Source organism: Klebsiella sp. BIGb0132, assembly GCF_024810075.1.
Taxonomy (GTDB): domain Bacteria; phylum Pseudomonadota; class Gammaproteobacteria; order Enterobacterales; family Enterobacteriaceae; genus Klebsiella; species Klebsiella terrigena.
In genome coordinates this window covers 81,047-95,622 of the sequence record NZ_JANUDW010000005.1, presented here as the reverse complement: position 1 = coordinate 95,622, position 14,576 = coordinate 81,047, and the positions used below count along the sequence as shown (strand labels likewise).

Genomic DNA, 14,576 nt, shown 5'->3' with positions numbered 1-14,576 from the left:
GCTAAAAACGTACGGAAAAGCAGCGCAGTCTATCATCAAAATTGTGACGAATTTAACGTTTTGACAACTTTTCTTTCATTACCACGCTCAGTCGGATAGCCATTGCGTAATTCATGGATAAATTCAACGACGAGACAAATAGGAAGCGCAATGACTCGTGATATTAATGCAGATAAAACACCCCCTCTTCCGGCAGGAAGAGCTGGTTATAGCGCAGCTGGAAAGCGTTTAGCTCCTGCGGATCGGGCTCTATTTCACGCATAAAGCCAAGCGTCAGGCGGATTTGCGCATCGGTGATTGGCGCGGCAAGCCGGGCTTTACGCAGCAGACGGTACCAGCTGTTCAGATTCTCTTCGCTGCCATCAACAATGCAGACCTGCCAGATTAGCAGCACCTGCGCAGCATTCTGCAGATGGGCCTCATCGGGGCGCTCAAGGTAGCGAATAAACTCGGTTCCAGCCGTTTTACCAAACTGGTCGATCATCGACTCAATCGCAACCGGCGTGATCCCCAGCCGTTCGTTTAAGCGTTTGATCGCCCGGCGGGAATCAGAGGTCAACACCCGAAATCCGACCACAAACACCACGCCAAGCGTTGCCAGTATTATCCAGACCATACGTTCTCCTTAAATCAGCCGCTCATCATAGCGGGAAACATCCGGTCTCGACAGCAGGCAGCGCCAGATTAGTGAACTGAAAAAAGGGAAAAAACGACATGCAGCCAGGCCTGCGAACGCGAGCCCTTAACCGGCTAAATTCGGGGGATGACTAAGGGGGTAGCTGCAAGAGACCCGCCAACGGCAGTTGGCAAAAACGGGAGAAACGGGAGAAACGGTTAAAACTCATTGTTAGTTTCAGGAGGTGTTTTATTTCTCGCTATACCATTTCAATTTATAATACCGTTCAATAACCCATACATATCTTTTATACAATACGCCTGATTATTATTGACTTCGCCCGGCAAACATTTTTATGTGGCGCTTGTAATAACATCAACATTACCTTTCCACCTTAACTTTAAGATTATTCGCGTAAATCCCTTGTCTTTTATTATTAACTTCAGGAGTAGCATCGATGTAAATCTGTCATGAAAGGATTCCCTGGATGAAAAGACTCATCACTGCCCCTTTAATCTTCCTTCTTTCGGGTTGCCCTGGAGGTCAACCTGCCCCCTCCCAGCGTAGCGTCTTTATTCATGGAGACACTCTTTGCTTTAGCGTAAATAAAAATGACACGTTAGATCATTACAGTGTCTATTATTACCCAAAAGGCACTTACACGGTTATTAAAAGCAACGACAAAATAAATGTGCCCTACCCCAACACATGTTTTAAAATTAAATTAAAACACGGTTATCAATACAACATCTATTATGGCCTAAACGGCAAGCAGTACATAGACTCATTCTTTATTGATAACGATGGGAGATTATGAAAATGTCATTGCCAGCGTATTCATTTCTTCCGTTGATTTTACGCATGTCTACTATCCGGGTAGTTCTTCTCCAAATAGGGATGAAGCCATCAAAAAACCATCTGTAGGTCAGGAGCGGCCTAAATGCCCCTCCTTTACAGCAGATATAAAAAAAGCCCGGCGGGAAGGCCGGGCAAAGTTACTCATACCTGAAGCCTCAGGCGGTCTGCAATCGTTGTTTCTTCTTCTCGCGGCGAATTTTACGTTCTTCAAATACCGCCACGATGGCCATCAGGCAGATACAGCCAATGGCCGCCGCGTCCAGCGCCGCGAAGGTGCCCGCCCAGCCGGTGAGACCGAAGACCGGCGTGCCGTCGGCGATCATCCCGAGGCCCAGCTTGGCGAAGCTGTCGCCAATCAGGTAGGCGAAGGTGCCTTTGATGCCGTCCGCTGCGCCAATCGCCTTTTTCGGCACAAAACCGACGGCGGCGACGCCGATCAGCAGCTGCGGGCCAAAGACTAAAAAGCCGAGGGCAAACAGCGACATCAGATAGACATACTGATTGCTGGCATGCTGGTAAACGCCGAGCGTCGCAATGATCAGCGCCAGCGCGACGCAGGCAACCAGCGCCCGGCGGCCGTTAGCCAGATCCGACAGCCAGCCCCACAGCAGGGTGCCGACCAGCGCACCGACTTCAAACAGGGTAAAGCCCTGAATCGCCACCTCTTTTGACAGCTTCAGCTCCTGGAACGCGTAAACGGTTGACCACTGGTCGATGCCGATACGCACCACGTAGAGGAAAATATTGGAGAAGCACAGCAGCCAGATAACTTTGTTTTTCAGCACGTACTCGACGAAGATCTGCCACTTGGTCATCGCGCTCTCTTCGGTTTCTTTATCCTCTTCGCTGATCTCCTCCCCGAACAGCTCTTCGGCATTGCCGAGGCCGTAGGATTCAGGGGAGTCGCTGCCAAAACGCAGGCCGATAAAGCCCACGACCAGCGCGATAATCGACGGGAAGATAAACATCCCGATAACGTGGCCGTCGAACAGGTAGTTGGCGCCAAACAGCGCGACCCCTGCTGCGCCCGCGCCGCCGAGGTTGTGGGAGATATTCCACATCCCGAGGTACGATCCGCGCTTGCGTCGCGGCGTCCATTTGGTAATCGTCGAGTAGCTGCACGAGCCGCCGGTGCTCTGGAAAAAGCCGCTCAGCGCATAGAAGGCGATCATCAGGAACAGGCTGGTCGACCCGGCGCCCATGCTGGCGCTAAAGCCGAGCATACAGATGGCGGAGAGGATCAGCATAAACGGCAGGAACTGCTTGGTATTCTTGCCGTCGGCGTAGTAGGAGACCAGCGTTTTACCCACGCCGTAGGTGATGGAGAAGCCCAGACCAATCATCCCCAGCTGCGTCATGCTCAACCCGTAGGTCGAAATCATATCGTTTTGAGCGATGTTAAAGTTCTTGCGGATCAGGTACATGGTCAGGTAGCCGATGAAGACCACCAGATAGGACTGCATGAACGGTTTAAACCACATCTTGCGCCGCACGTCGAGCGGCAGATCCAGGGTCGGTTTACGTACCTGGTTTAGAAAGGCCAGCATAGGACACTCCAGGTTTTCCCTTGATGCCTCAGGCCTCAGGTACGTTGGCGACGCTCGCCTGCCGCCTTCCTGCAACATGAATTATTTTGGGAAAATGATATTGAATGACCGCTATTGTAAAAACTGGCCGTGCGGCTTGCCTGAGACAGCGTCCAGGTGAAACCGGGAAAATTTCTTAGTTTTGCCACACTCTGGGCAAAAAGGAGAGCCAGGTCACGCTTCGCTGGCGGTTCTCGGCGCCTGGGCGTTTAAAAATGGCAGCAGCAGCAGCGCCGAAATGCCGGCGGCGATAGTAATCACCACAAAAAAACCGCTCCAGTGCCAGACGTCCATCACCTGCGCCAGCGGCCAGCCGGAGAGCGAGGCCCCCAGATAGGCAAATAGCCCGACAAACCCGGTTGCCGCGCCCGCCGCGTCCCGATGTGAGCACTCCGCCGCCGCCATGCCGATCAGCATCTGCGGGCCGAAGACAAAGAAGCCGGTGGTAAAGAAGCAGGCGGCCTGCATCACGTAGCTGGCAAACGGCATCAGCCACAGGCCGCCTACCGACAGCATTATCCCGGCGGCAAAAATCAGGTTCATCGGCCCGCGGTTGCCGTTGAACAGCTTGTCCGAACCCCAGCCGGCCACCAGCGCGCCGATAAACCCGCCCAGCTCAAACATGGTCACCGCCGAGTTGGCGGTCACCAGATTGACCCCGAGGGTCTCCGACATATAGAGATTGCCCCAGTCGTTAATCGCCGCCCGCACCACGTAAACCAGCACGTAGCACAGCGACAGCAGCCAGATATAGGGGTTTGTTAGTACGTACTTGTAGAGGATCTCCCTGCGCGTCAGGCCCTGCCCTTCCTGTTGCTGGGCGATCTCCAGCTCATCGTGACGCCAGTCGCCTACCGCGGGCAGCCCCACCGCCTGCGGCCGGTCGCGCAGCCGCCAGCAGAGAAACAGCCCGGCGAGGATTGCCAGCATCCCGGCAATCATCATCCCGGCGCGCCAGCCGTAGTGCAGCGCCGCGGCGCCGATGACCATCGGGATCAGCGCGCCGCCGACGTTATGGGCGGTGTTCCACAGCGCCCACCAGCCGCCGCGCTCGGTACGGGAGTACCAGGACGTCAGCAGACGCGCGCAAACCGGCGAGCCCCAGCCCTGGAAAAAGGCGTTCAGCGCCCACAGCAGCGCAAAGGCCCATAGCGAAGTGGAAAAGCCGAACAGGATATTGACCACGCCGGTCGCAATCAGGCCGAGGCCCATAAAGTAGCGGGCGTTGGAGCGGTCGCTGACGATGCCGGAGAAAAATTTAGACAGCCCGTAGGTGATGTAAAACAGCGTCGCCAGCAGGCCGATATCGCTGCGGGTCAGCACGTTGCTGGCGAGAATTTCCGGCACCGCGGCGTTGAAGCTTTTGCGCGTGAAGTAGAACAGCGCGTAGCCCAGCCAGATGGTCAGCAGAATATGGCGCCGCCAGTAGCGATAGCGTTCGTCGAGGGCCTGCTTATCAACTATCGGCGCGGCGTCAGGGGGGGATTTCATAAAGGTGAACATCATCGTTCCTCAGGCGTAGCGCAGCGGCAGGTTGACGCAGACGCGCGTGCCGTGGGTGCAGGAAATGGTTAAGGTCCCGCCCAGCGCCGTCACGCGCTCGCGCATGCCGATCAGGCCAAAGCCGTGCTGTCCGGTGCCCGGCGGTAGCCCGCTGCCGTCATCCTCAAGCACCAGCATCAGCCGCCCATCCTGCTGCCAGCCCTGCAGCGTAACCGCGCTGGCGCTGGCGTGCTTAACGATATTGTTCAGCCCCTCCTGGCAGACGCGGAACAGGGTGACGCGCTGGCTTTCGCTTAACGCGGGTTCATCGATGCGCCAGTCGAGGTGGCTGACTATCCCGCGATCTTCGAGCTCCATTTCGCGCATCAGCGAACGTACCGCCTGTTCAAGGGTCAGATCGTCCAGCTGCCGCGGGCGCAGGCGCCCCAGCAGGCGGCGCACCGAATCATAGACGCCCAGCGAGAGCTGCTCGATAAGCTGGCTGCTCTGCCTGACGCCGCCGTTCTCCGGCGCCAGGCGCTGGACGATCCCGGCCTGAGTGCGGATGGCGGTGATGGTCTGGCCGATATCGTCATGCAGCTCGCGCGCCACGTCGCGGCGCACGCTCTCTTCGGTTTCCAGCAGCCGCTCCGCCAGCCGGCGGTTGCGCGCCAGCTCGCTTTGCAGCGACTGATTCAGCTCACGCAGGCGCTGAATGCCGGCCCCCAGCAGCAGGCCGGTCAGGCTTTGCGCCAGCAGGGAGAGCAGTAAATCCACCGGATGGTCGTGCCAGGTCTGGCTGGCGATAAGGGCAATCGCGTTCATCAGGGCGGCAATCAGCGCCCCCTGCCAGCCGTAGTGCCAGGCCAGGGCGATAATCGGCAGCGCCAGGCAGAACGGCGTAAAGCGCGAGAGCTCAGCGGGCAGCCCCAGCTGCAGCCAGAGGCTGACCATAAACAGCAGCAGATACCAGATCAGGTGCCGCCCGCGCCAGTTCACCGGCTGCGAAACCAGCGCGGGTCCCAGCGGACGCCAGACGGTACTGGTGAGATAGTGCCAGATGACCAGGCAGGTCGGCGCCAGCGTCAGGCCGCCGGTCAACGTCAGCAGCAGGGCGTTGAGGCCGTCGCTGCCTTCGCCAAGCCACGGCAGCGATTGCAGCAGCGCGGCGGCGATCAGCGCGCCGCCCTGGCGCAGCAGGGTCAGCCAGTCGCGCCGGTGACGATAGCGCGAAATCAGCGCCACCGGCAGCAGGGTCAGCAGACCGCCGATCATCAATATTATCGGATGGGCCAGCGCCACTTCCTGCGCCAGCCAGAAGATCAGCAGCCACTCCGCCCCCAGCAGCACCGGCCAGTAGCCGCGCGGACACTGCAGCATCAGGCCAAGGCGCAGACCGAAGGGAAAGAGCAGCACCGCGAGGTCCGGGCGCGCCACCACGTGCAGGCTGATGCTCCACAGGCAGAACCACGCGGCGGAGAAGATAAAGAAGCAGCCGACGACCGAGAACAGTCGCGAGAATAGCGCCTTCACTGCCAGCTATCGAACATGCGTCGCGCCAGCTCAACGTCGTTGCTGACGCCGAGCTTTTCCAGCAGGTTAGCGCGATGAACGTGGACGGTCTTTGGCGATAGCCCGAGCTCGGCGGCAATCTCTTTCACCGCCATCCCCTGGGCCAGCTTTTCCGCCACCTGCCGCTCGCGTTTGGTGAGCGGGTCCTGGCGGCCGGCCGCCAGCTTCATGGCGATATCCGGCGTCAGGTAGCAGCCGCCGGTCGCCACCGTGCGAACGGCGGCAATCAGCTCATCCGGACTGCAGCGTTTGGAGAGAAAGCCGCGAGCGCCGGCGTTCAGCGCCTGCTCCACCAGCGCCGGGCTGTCGTGGACCGAGAGCATAATAGTCGCTATGCCTTTGGGCAGCTGGCTCAGCAGCTCGAGGCCCGAGATATCCGGCATCGAAATATCGCAAATGCAGACCTGCACGCCGCGGCCCGGCAGACCCGCCAGCGCCTCGCGGCCGGAGCCGAACTCCGCCACCACCTGGAAATCGCTTTCCAGCGCCAGCAGCTGCGCAAAACCGGAGCGGACGATGAGATGATCGTCAATAAGGGCAATGGAGGTCATGGCGTTTCCTGGCGGATAAAAAAACGCGCTTACCTTAACGATAAGCGCGTTGCTGTTCAAGCCTTGAGCACTATTATCCGCCTCAGTCGTCGATGCCGGTGGTCACGCTGAAGGCGCGGGTCTGCTGCGGAGCCAGCGAGATCAGGCTGCCGTTACGCTGCGCCGCCAGAAATCCTTCGGGGCGACAGGTGGCCGGTAGCGCAAAAGCCGCCACCTGCTGATCGCCGTTATAGAGGATCCAGCGGGTCACATAGTTCAGCTCCGCGCTGGAGAAGCGGGTGATGAACGTGGTGCCATCCGGGGCCGTCATGCGGAATTCCGGCCTGTCGGTGTAGCGATCGAGCCTGTCGGCGAAAAAGACGATTTCCGGGTCGTAATCGTGCGGCTCGTTCAGTGCCGCCAGCGACGCCTCCCCCTGCAGAATACGCCAGTTGAACGCCAGCCACCGCTCGGTCGGCTGCACGTGGGCCGGTACCGACTCACGCAGCGCGAGCGCGTCGTCGGGGATATTCTGGCTGAAGCGGGCCCCGGCGACATAGGCATAGTTCATATGGCACATATACTGCAGCGGCATCGCGACGGAGGCGAGGTTGGTGACCGCCATGTGGATATCAAACAGCGCGCTCTCTTTATGCACGACCACCGCAGGCTGCGCCCGATAGTGATGACCGAAGCCCATGACGTATTCATAGCGCCCCGTCACCCGCAGGCTCTCCTCTTCCAGCTCCAGCCAGGCTTCATCCATCGCGGCGCAGGCCATCTCGCCGTGCAGCGGATGTACGTCCTCCGGCGACGGGCAGCCGTTCGCCAGCAGCCCGGAGTGGAAGGCGAAGCAGCCGTAGGTGGCCACCACTTCCGTCGCCGGCTTCGGCTCGCTGAACATATTGCGCATCGTCAGATCGCGACCGTCGAATTCGGCATCCCAGATCATTTGCCCCAGCCAGGGCAGAATGACCAGGTGGCCGCGCGAGTTCTCCACCCGCAGGCCCTCTACGCCGCTGGCGTAACGGAACGCGGTCACCGTAAAGGCATCGTTTGCCAGCAGTACCCGAGGATGCTCGGTAAACAGCTGACGCCAGAGGGTTAAACGTGTCGTCATGATGATTCTCCTCAGGAGGCCGTCGCTTCGGTCAGCGCACGGCGCGCTTTGCACTCACGCCAGAAGTAGACGCCCACGTAGATGAAGCACAGCATCGGCACCAGGAACGACACCTGCAGGGAGTGGATCGTATCCGCAACGAAGCCCTGAATCGCCGGCACCACCGCCGCGCCAATAATCGCCATCACAATCACCGCTCCGGCCATTTCGGTATGCTCGTTATCAACCGTATCGAGGGTCCCGGCATAGATGGTTGCCCAGCAGGGTCCAAACAGAACGCTCACCAGCACCGCCACGTACACCGCGCTGAAGCTCGGCGCCAGCGCCACGTAGGCGAGGAAGAGCGCGCCGATCGCCGAGTAGATAATCAGCACTTTTTCCGGCGTGAAGCGCGTCATCAGGATGTTGGCAATAAACTTACCGATAAAGAAGCAGGCGAAGCTGTAGACCATAAAGGTTGAGGCATCGCGCTCGTTGATATCCCCCAGCTCAAGCGCCAGGCGAATCGTGAACGACCAGACGGTGACCTGCATCCCGACGTAGAGGAACTGGGCGATAATCCCGCGACGGAAGCGGGCGTTGCTCGCCAGGTAGCGCAGAGTATCGAGCGCCGACGGACGCTTATGGTTCGCCGTCTGCGCAACTTTGCAGGTCGGGAAGCGGGTCAGCAGGAACAGCACCATCACCACCACCAGTACCATGATCATGTACTTGTAGGGCTCAAGGGTGTTTTCCAGCATCAGGATTTTAAAGTTATGGATCTGCTCGGCGTTCATGCCCGCCATCTGTTTTTCGAGGCTTTCACCATCGGAAAAGACCAGATATTTGCCCAGCAGGATACCGGCCGCGGCACCAATCGGATAGAAGGTCTGGCTGATATTCAGGCGCAACGTCGCCTGCGCTTTTGGCCCGATCATTGAGCTGTAGGTATTCGCCGCCGTCTCAAGGAAGCTCAGGCCGATAGCAATGGCGAAAATCGCAGCCAGGAACATGGTGTAGGTTGCCATGTGCGAGGCCGGGAAAAAGAGCGTACAGCCGACGATATAAAGCGTCAGGCCGGTTAAAATCGCCACCTTATAGCTGGTTTTTTTAATCACTAACGAGGCTGGAATGGCAATTAAAAAATAACCGCCATAAAACGCGCTTTGTACCAGCGCCGAGGCAAAGTTACTCAGCGCAAATACGCTTTTAAACTGAGTAATTAAAATATCATTTAATGCCGCAGCGCATCCCCATAGCGGGAATAAACAGGATAACAAAATAAACTGGAACAGAGGGGTTTTATTCAGATAGCCGTCGGCCATCTGAACGATATTTTTATCGTTCATAGTGCTACCTTTTACAGTGCAGAGGGTTATTCGTTTAACGCCAGATATTCATTGAATTGCTCAATGCTGGGATAAGACGATTGGGTACCTTTGCCGGTGACGCTGAAGGCGGCAAAGAGCGAGGCTTTTTTCATCGCGGCTTCAACATCGCCGCTCTGGACGTAGTAATGCGCAAAACAGCCGATAAAGGCGTCGCCGGCGCCGCTGGTATCAACCGCGCTGACCTTAAACGCCGGAACGTGAACGTCCCGATCGCGCGTCATCCATAGCGCACCTTTCTCGCCCATGGTGACAATAATATTGTTGAGCCCTTTTTCGACGAGGCTGCGGGCGGCGGCGCGAATATTATCGTAAGTATCCACGGGGAGTCCGGTTAATATTTCAAGCTCGGTTTCATTAGGGACGAAAAAATCACATTTACAGGCGTAGGACATATCTAATTCACGCAGCGCCGGCGCCGGATTTAATAAGACTTCGATGCCGTGTTTTTTACCAAACTCAATAGCGTGATAAACCGTTTCCAGCTGAACCTCAAGCTGTAAAACAATCAGCTGACACTTTTTTAAATCTTCGGCAGCGCGGTCAATATCCTCCGGGGAGAGAAACTTATTGGCGCCTTTAATAATCAGAATACTGTTGCTGGAGTTGGCGTTAACAAAAATCGGCGCCACGCCGCTGCTGGTACAGGGGACTTTTTCAACGTAGGTCGTATTAATGCCCCAGGACTCGAGGTTACGAATCGTGTTATCGGCAAAGATGTCGTCCCCGACCTTGGTCAGCATCAGGACTTTGGAGTTAAGCTTGGCTGCCGCGACGGCCTGGTTGGCGCCTTTACCGCCACAGCCAATTTTAAAAGAGGGCGCCTCGAGGGTTTCCCCCTCTTTAGGCATCTGATTGGTGTAGGTGATCAGATCCACCATATTTGAGCCGATAACCGCGATATCCATTTTACTACCCCTTAGAAACAATCACATAACAATGATATTATAGTAACATTATCATGTTACTTCCGTATCATTTGTGACCAGGATCGCGATTGCAGAATCACGGGGTGTTTATTTAACAACCATCTTCGTTCAGCGGCTCCGCATGCTCGTCACACAGCAAATACGGACCACAACAATAAGATATTGAAAATAAAATAGTTATAATTATATAGCTGCGTTGTTACCCGCTTTTAATTCTTGATAGCCCACAGTATAGTAGTGTGAATGCAGAATGTTTCGACGAACGAATAATGTTACTAAAGGAACATTTTCGCCCAAACTCGCGGAGAAGGTGAATGGAAACAAAGCAAAAAGAACGTATCCGGCGTCTGATGGAGCTGCTCAAGAAAACGGACCGCATCCATCTCAAAGAAGCCGCGCGGATGCTGGAAGTGTCGGTGATGACCATTCGTCGGGACCTCAGCCTCGAGAATGACGAACCGCTGCCGCTGACGCTGCTGGGTGGCTACGTGGTGATGGTGAACAAGCCCTCATCGCCCTCGGTCAGCGCTGCGCCGGCGGACAAAAGCCCCCACCACCGGGACGATTTGTCCGTCGCCATCCTCGCCGCCGGGCTGGTCAGCGAAAACGACCTGGTCTTTTTTGATAACGGCAGCGAGATGCCGCTGGTGATTGGCATGATCCCGGATGACATTACCTTTACCGGGATCTGCTATTCGCACCGGGTGTTTGTGGCGCTGAATGAAAAGCCTAACGCCACCGCGATCCTCTGCGGCGGCACCTACCGGGCCAAGAGCGATGCGTTTTATGATGCCAACAACCCCTCAGCGCTCGATTCACTGAATCCGCGGAAGGTGTTTATCTCCGCCAGCGGCGTGCACGACCATTTTGGCGTGAGCTGGTTTAACCCCGACGATCTCACCACTAAACGTAAGGCGCTGGATCGCGGGTTACGCAAAATCCTGCTCGCGCGCTACGCGCTGTTCGATGAGGTCGCGCCCGCCAGCATCGCCCCGCTATCGGCCTTTGATGTCCTGATCAGCGATCGTCCCCTGCCGGCAGACTACGCCCTGCACTGCCGGAACGGGTCGGTTAAAGTCATCACGCCGGATTCGACCAGCGACTAGTTCACTCGAAAAAGACGGCGATTTTATTAAACATGGAAGGATCGGACTGATTGCGCGTCACCTTCTCTACGTCTTCCAGCTTATCGATTTGGCTGATCATCTGCTCGAGACGCTGGTCGTTATTGACCAGCAGCCAGATGTGGCTCTGATTGCTGTTTTGAATCGGCAGGCAGAGGATACCTTCCACGTTGAAGGCGCGACGGGCGAACAGGCCGCAAACGTGGGTCATGACCCCAGGATGGTTGCGTACGGTGAGTTCCAGAATAACGTTGTCATGAGTCTGCTGTTGCATGGTTTATTCCCCCACCATTTCTGTATTTGCCGCACCCGGCGGTACCATCGGATAGACTTTTTCTTCGGCATCGATTCGCACATGAATCAGCGCCGGGCCAGGACGGTCAATTATCGCCTGCAGCGCCGCCTGCGGATCGGCTTCATGATTTAAGTCGCAGGTTTGCAGGCCGAAGCCGGCGGCAATCTGCATAAAGTTAATCATCCCCGGATAGGTGGCGGCAAACACGCCCTGCGGATAGAACAGGCTCTGCTGCTGATACACCAGGCCCAGCGCTTCGTTGTTCATCAGGATGATTTTAACGTCGAGCTGATTTTCAGCGGCGGTGGCCATCTCCTGAATGTTCATCATCAGGCTGCCGTCGCCGGAGAAGCAGATAACCTTCCGCTGCGGGTTCGCCAGGGCTGCGCCAACCGCCGCCGGCAGGCCAAAGCCCATAGTGCCCAAGCCGCCTGAGGTCAGCCACTGGCGGGGGCGATTCAGCGGATAGGCCTGCGCGGTCCACATCTGGTGCTGGCCCACGTCGGTGGTAATAATCGCTTCATCATCCACGCAGGCGGCAACGGCATTGATCAAACCGTAATGAGAGAGCGGGTCCTGCTGCTGCGGGATGGTGCACGGGAACTCGCGCTGCAGATCGGCAACCAGCTGGCGCCATTCGCTGCGCGGCTGCGCTGCAACCTGTGGGATCAGCTGTGCCAGAACCTCGGCGACATCGCCCTGAATTGCGACGTGCGGCTGCTTGATTTTGCCCAGCTCGGAGCGGTCGATATCGACGTGAATAATCTGCGCATTCGGGCAGAACTGCTCGGTTTTACCAATCGCCCGGTCATCAAAACGTGCGCCTAAAACAATCAGTAAATCAGCTTCTTGCAGCGTAAAGTTGGTGCTACGCGCGCCGTGCATACCGAGCATACCGAGCGACAGCGGGTGCGCCTTTGGCAACATGCCCAGCGCCATCAGGGTCATGGTGGTCGGCAGGTTGGCTTTTTCCGCCAGCTGGCGAACCTGCTCCGGAGCATTAATCACCCCGCCGCCCAGATAGAGCACCGGGCGCTTAGCGGCATTAATCATCGCCGCCGCTTCGCGTACGCTGGCGCCGTCAAACTCAGGCGCCGCCGCGCGAACGCCGGGCTCGGGTAATGCATCCAGTTCGATGGTCGCGGTCTGCACGTCCTTAGGAATATCTATCCACACCGGCCCCGGGCGCCCGGACTGCGCAATGCGAAAAGCGTCGCTTATCACCTGCGGCAGATCGGCAATGTCGCGAACCAGATAGTTGTGCTTAGTGATGGGGATAGAGATGCCGTAGGTATCGACTTCCTGGAAAGCATCGGTGCCGATCATCGAGGCCGGCACCTGGCCGGTAATGCAGACCAGCGGGATTGAATCCAGACGCGCGTCGGCGATGGCGGTGATCAGGTTCGTCGCCCCCGGGCCGCTGCAGGCCATACAAACCGCCGGCTTGCCCTCGGTTCGCGCCATGCCCTGGGCGATAAATCCGGCCCCCTGCTCGTGACGCGCCAGAATATGGCGAATCTGCTTGCTTTGGCTTAACGCGTCGTAGACCGGAAGAATGGAGCCGCCCGGAATACCCGTTACCGTGGTGATCCCCTGACGCTCCAGTAAATGAACAACTAACTGCGCGCCGGTAAAGCGCATTTTCTGTGATGCTGTGCCCGAACTTGCCATGCTCCAGTCCTTTTATTCTGAGCCGACCTACCGGGCGAGGGTCGAAAAAAAACCCCGCTCGGTTTGCGCCGGCGGGGTTTGGAATCGTGTTGTTCCGGACCCTACGGCGCATTGCCGACGACGACCACCACACGCACGACGACCACCGCGGCAGGCGCGGTTTTTAGTAGGGTCGAAGTCAGCATGGAAGCGTTCATTAGGGGCCTTTGTGTCGAAAAATTAACTGAATTTATACAAACACAGCTGCGGCCATTAAACAATGGATTTATTTTCAACCACGGAAATTTGCGCAGAGGATCACAATTTTTTAACCCGGCGCCAGAAAGCAAAAAACCCCGCCGTAGCGAGGTTTTTTTCAGCATTTTTGCGGCTGGTAACCGCAAGCACACTGTATTACGTCAACGGCAAAAGTATACGCGTTCGCGGAAGTTCACGCAATTTTAGCCAGGGTTTTTCATAAAATAGAGTATGGATCGGCGGTGGATTTTTGTCGAGAAAAATACTGTTTATTTATACAGTGAATGCTTATACTGAAAGCGTTCACTCTGTGCCATTCGGGGGCCGCATGTTTACCGGCGCAATCAAGTCCTGGCTGAAACGGGTGGTGCCGTCAGCGCCTTAACCCTGAAAGAGCACACTGTGTTACGTCAACAAATACGCTAATGTCTTCCGGGCACGGCAACGTGTTCAGGCAGGCGGCGTAGACCCTGGCTGGCAACAGGCGGCGGAAAGGTACGCCAGCCGGCTGTGCTCCTTTACCGAGGAGACGCGTATGGGCACGATGGATATTATCGTTCTTATCCTGAAACTCATGGTTGCCGTGTTGCAACTGCTTGATGCTGTCCTGAAACAGTTCCGCTGATTCAGGTTCAGGTCGCACCTGAGAGGGGCGGGAAACCGCCCCTCTACAGGCGGTCACCCTTCACCTGTGCCAACTGATGGAGAAACTTATGCCACCGCTGCTGATTGCTGCCACCACGCCGGATGACGCCGGCTTTCCCGCCCTGCGTAGCGAAAGCCTCGCCCAGCACTTTAATATGCTGCGCCGCCTGGCGGAGAACTGGCAGAGCGGAGAAAACCGCTTTAACGCGCCGGGAGAAAAGCTGCTTGGGGCCTTCCGCGGTGGAGAGCTGGTGGGCGTTTGCGGGCTGAACGCTGACGCCTACAGCCAGCAGCCGCGGGCCGGGCGCATTCGTCATCTGTACATCGGCGAGCGCTACCGGCGCCAGGGCGTCGGGCAGCAGCTGCTGGTGGCGGTTATCACCCATTCCGGCACCTGGTTCGATTTCCTCAACACCCACGCGCCGTCGTCGGCATGGCCGTTCTATGAAAGCCTGGGGTTTCGTCCGGTTTACGATGAGCCGCGGGTAACGCATCGCCTGTTCTGCTCGCTGTAGCCGCCTCTGGCTGGGCGAAATGGCGCATG

General features: G+C 57.2%; 15 protein-coding genes. 4 read left to right on the top strand and 11 right to left on the bottom strand.

Annotated features, from left to right (window positions below):
- Nucleotides 1-163 precede the first annotated feature (163 nt).
- Nucleotides 164-616, bottom strand: coding sequence for a DUF1198 family protein (locus M2416_RS15435; protein ID WP_041143299.1), 453 nt, complete (start codon nt 614-616; stop codon nt 164-166).
- Between the two features lie 487 nt (nt 617-1,103).
- On the opposite strand from M2416_RS15435, the gene M2416_RS15430 reads away from it, so the two are divergent.
- Nucleotides 1,104-1,433 carry a putative T6SS immunity periplasmic lipoprotein gene (locus M2416_RS15430; RefSeq protein ID WP_259225562.1) on the top strand — a complete coding sequence of 110 codons (330 nt, stop codon included), beginning with the start codon at nt 1,104-1,106 and terminating at the stop codon, nt 1,431-1,433.
- A gap of 196 nt (nt 1,434-1,629) precedes the next feature.
- Here M2416_RS15430 and uhpT read toward each other — a convergent pair whose 3' ends face one another.
- The 7 genes from uhpT to rbsK form a co-directional block, all read right to left on the bottom strand.
- Nucleotides 1,630-3,021, bottom strand: coding sequence for a hexose-6-phosphate:phosphate antiporter (gene uhpT / locus M2416_RS15425; protein WP_123552575.1), 1,392 nt, complete (start codon nt 3,019-3,021; stop codon nt 1,630-1,632).
- A 213-nt stretch (nt 3,022-3,234) separates the two neighbouring features.
- A complete protein-coding gene (uhpC, locus tag M2416_RS15420; RefSeq protein ID WP_041143301.1) occupies nt 3,235-4,563 on the bottom strand; it encodes an MFS transporter in 1,329 nt (442 codons plus the stop codon).
- Nucleotides 4,564-4,572: 9 nt separating this feature from the next.
- A complete protein-coding gene (gene uhpB, locus M2416_RS15415; protein WP_175637002.1) occupies nt 4,573-6,054 on the bottom strand; it encodes a signal transduction histidine-protein kinase/phosphatase UhpB in 1,482 nt (493 codons plus the stop codon).
- 17 nt (nt 6,055-6,071) lie between these two features.
- Nucleotides 6,072-6,665, bottom strand: coding sequence for a transcriptional regulator UhpA (gene uhpA / locus M2416_RS15410; RefSeq protein WP_041143303.1), 594 nt, complete (start codon nt 6,663-6,665; stop codon nt 6,072-6,074).
- Between the two features lie 82 nt (nt 6,666-6,747).
- On the bottom strand, nt 6,748-7,764 hold the full coding sequence (locus M2416_RS15405) for an aldose 1-epimerase family protein (protein ID WP_259225554.1): 1,017 nt from the start codon (nt 7,762-7,764) through the stop codon (nt 6,748-6,750).
- Between the two features lie 11 nt (nt 7,765-7,775).
- Nucleotides 7,776-9,092, bottom strand: coding sequence for an L-fucose:H+ symporter permease (fucP, locus tag M2416_RS15400; protein ID WP_041143305.1), 1,317 nt, complete (start codon nt 9,090-9,092; stop codon nt 7,776-7,778).
- 26 nt (nt 9,093-9,118) lie between these two features.
- Nucleotides 9,119-10,039 (bottom strand): ribokinase, encoded by a 921-nt coding sequence (rbsK, locus tag M2416_RS15395; RefSeq protein ID WP_041143306.1) that lies wholly within the window; start codon nt 10,037-10,039, stop codon nt 9,119-9,121.
- A gap of 335 nt (nt 10,040-10,374) precedes the next feature.
- Between rbsK and M2416_RS15390 the strand changes: the two genes are divergently transcribed.
- A complete protein-coding gene (locus M2416_RS15390) occupies nt 10,375-11,166 on the top strand; it encodes a DeoR family transcriptional regulator (protein ID WP_259225552.1) in 792 nt (263 codons plus the stop codon).
- A gap of 1 nt (nt 11,167) precedes the next feature.
- On the opposite strand, the gene ilvN is transcribed toward M2416_RS15390, so the two are convergent.
- The 3 genes from ilvN to ivbL form a co-directional block, all read right to left on the bottom strand.
- A complete protein-coding gene (gene ilvN, locus M2416_RS15385; RefSeq protein WP_041143308.1) occupies nt 11,168-11,458 on the bottom strand; it encodes an acetolactate synthase small subunit in 291 nt (96 codons plus the stop codon).
- A 3-nt stretch (nt 11,459-11,461) separates the two neighbouring features.
- On the bottom strand, nt 11,462-13,150 hold the full coding sequence (gene ilvB, locus M2416_RS15380; RefSeq protein WP_076947896.1) for an acetolactate synthase large subunit: 1,689 nt from the start codon (nt 13,148-13,150) through the stop codon (nt 11,462-11,464).
- Between the two features lie 101 nt (nt 13,151-13,251).
- Nucleotides 13,252-13,347 (bottom strand): ilvB operon leader peptide IvbL, encoded by a 96-nt coding sequence (gene ivbL / locus M2416_RS15375; RefSeq protein ID WP_071844866.1) that lies wholly within the window; start codon nt 13,345-13,347, stop codon nt 13,252-13,254.
- 575 nt (nt 13,348-13,922) lie between these two features.
- Here ivbL and tisB point away from each other — a divergent pair.
- A complete protein-coding gene (gene tisB / locus M2416_RS15370; protein ID WP_071844867.1) occupies nt 13,923-14,012 on the top strand; it encodes a type I toxin-antitoxin system toxin TisB in 90 nt (29 codons plus the stop codon).
- 88 nt (nt 14,013-14,100) lie between these two features.
- On the top strand, nt 14,101-14,547 hold the full coding sequence (locus M2416_RS15365) for a GNAT family N-acetyltransferase (RefSeq protein ID WP_259225549.1): 447 nt from the start codon (nt 14,101-14,103) through the stop codon (nt 14,545-14,547).
- The last annotated feature ends 29 nt before the right edge of the window (nt 14,548-14,576 follow it).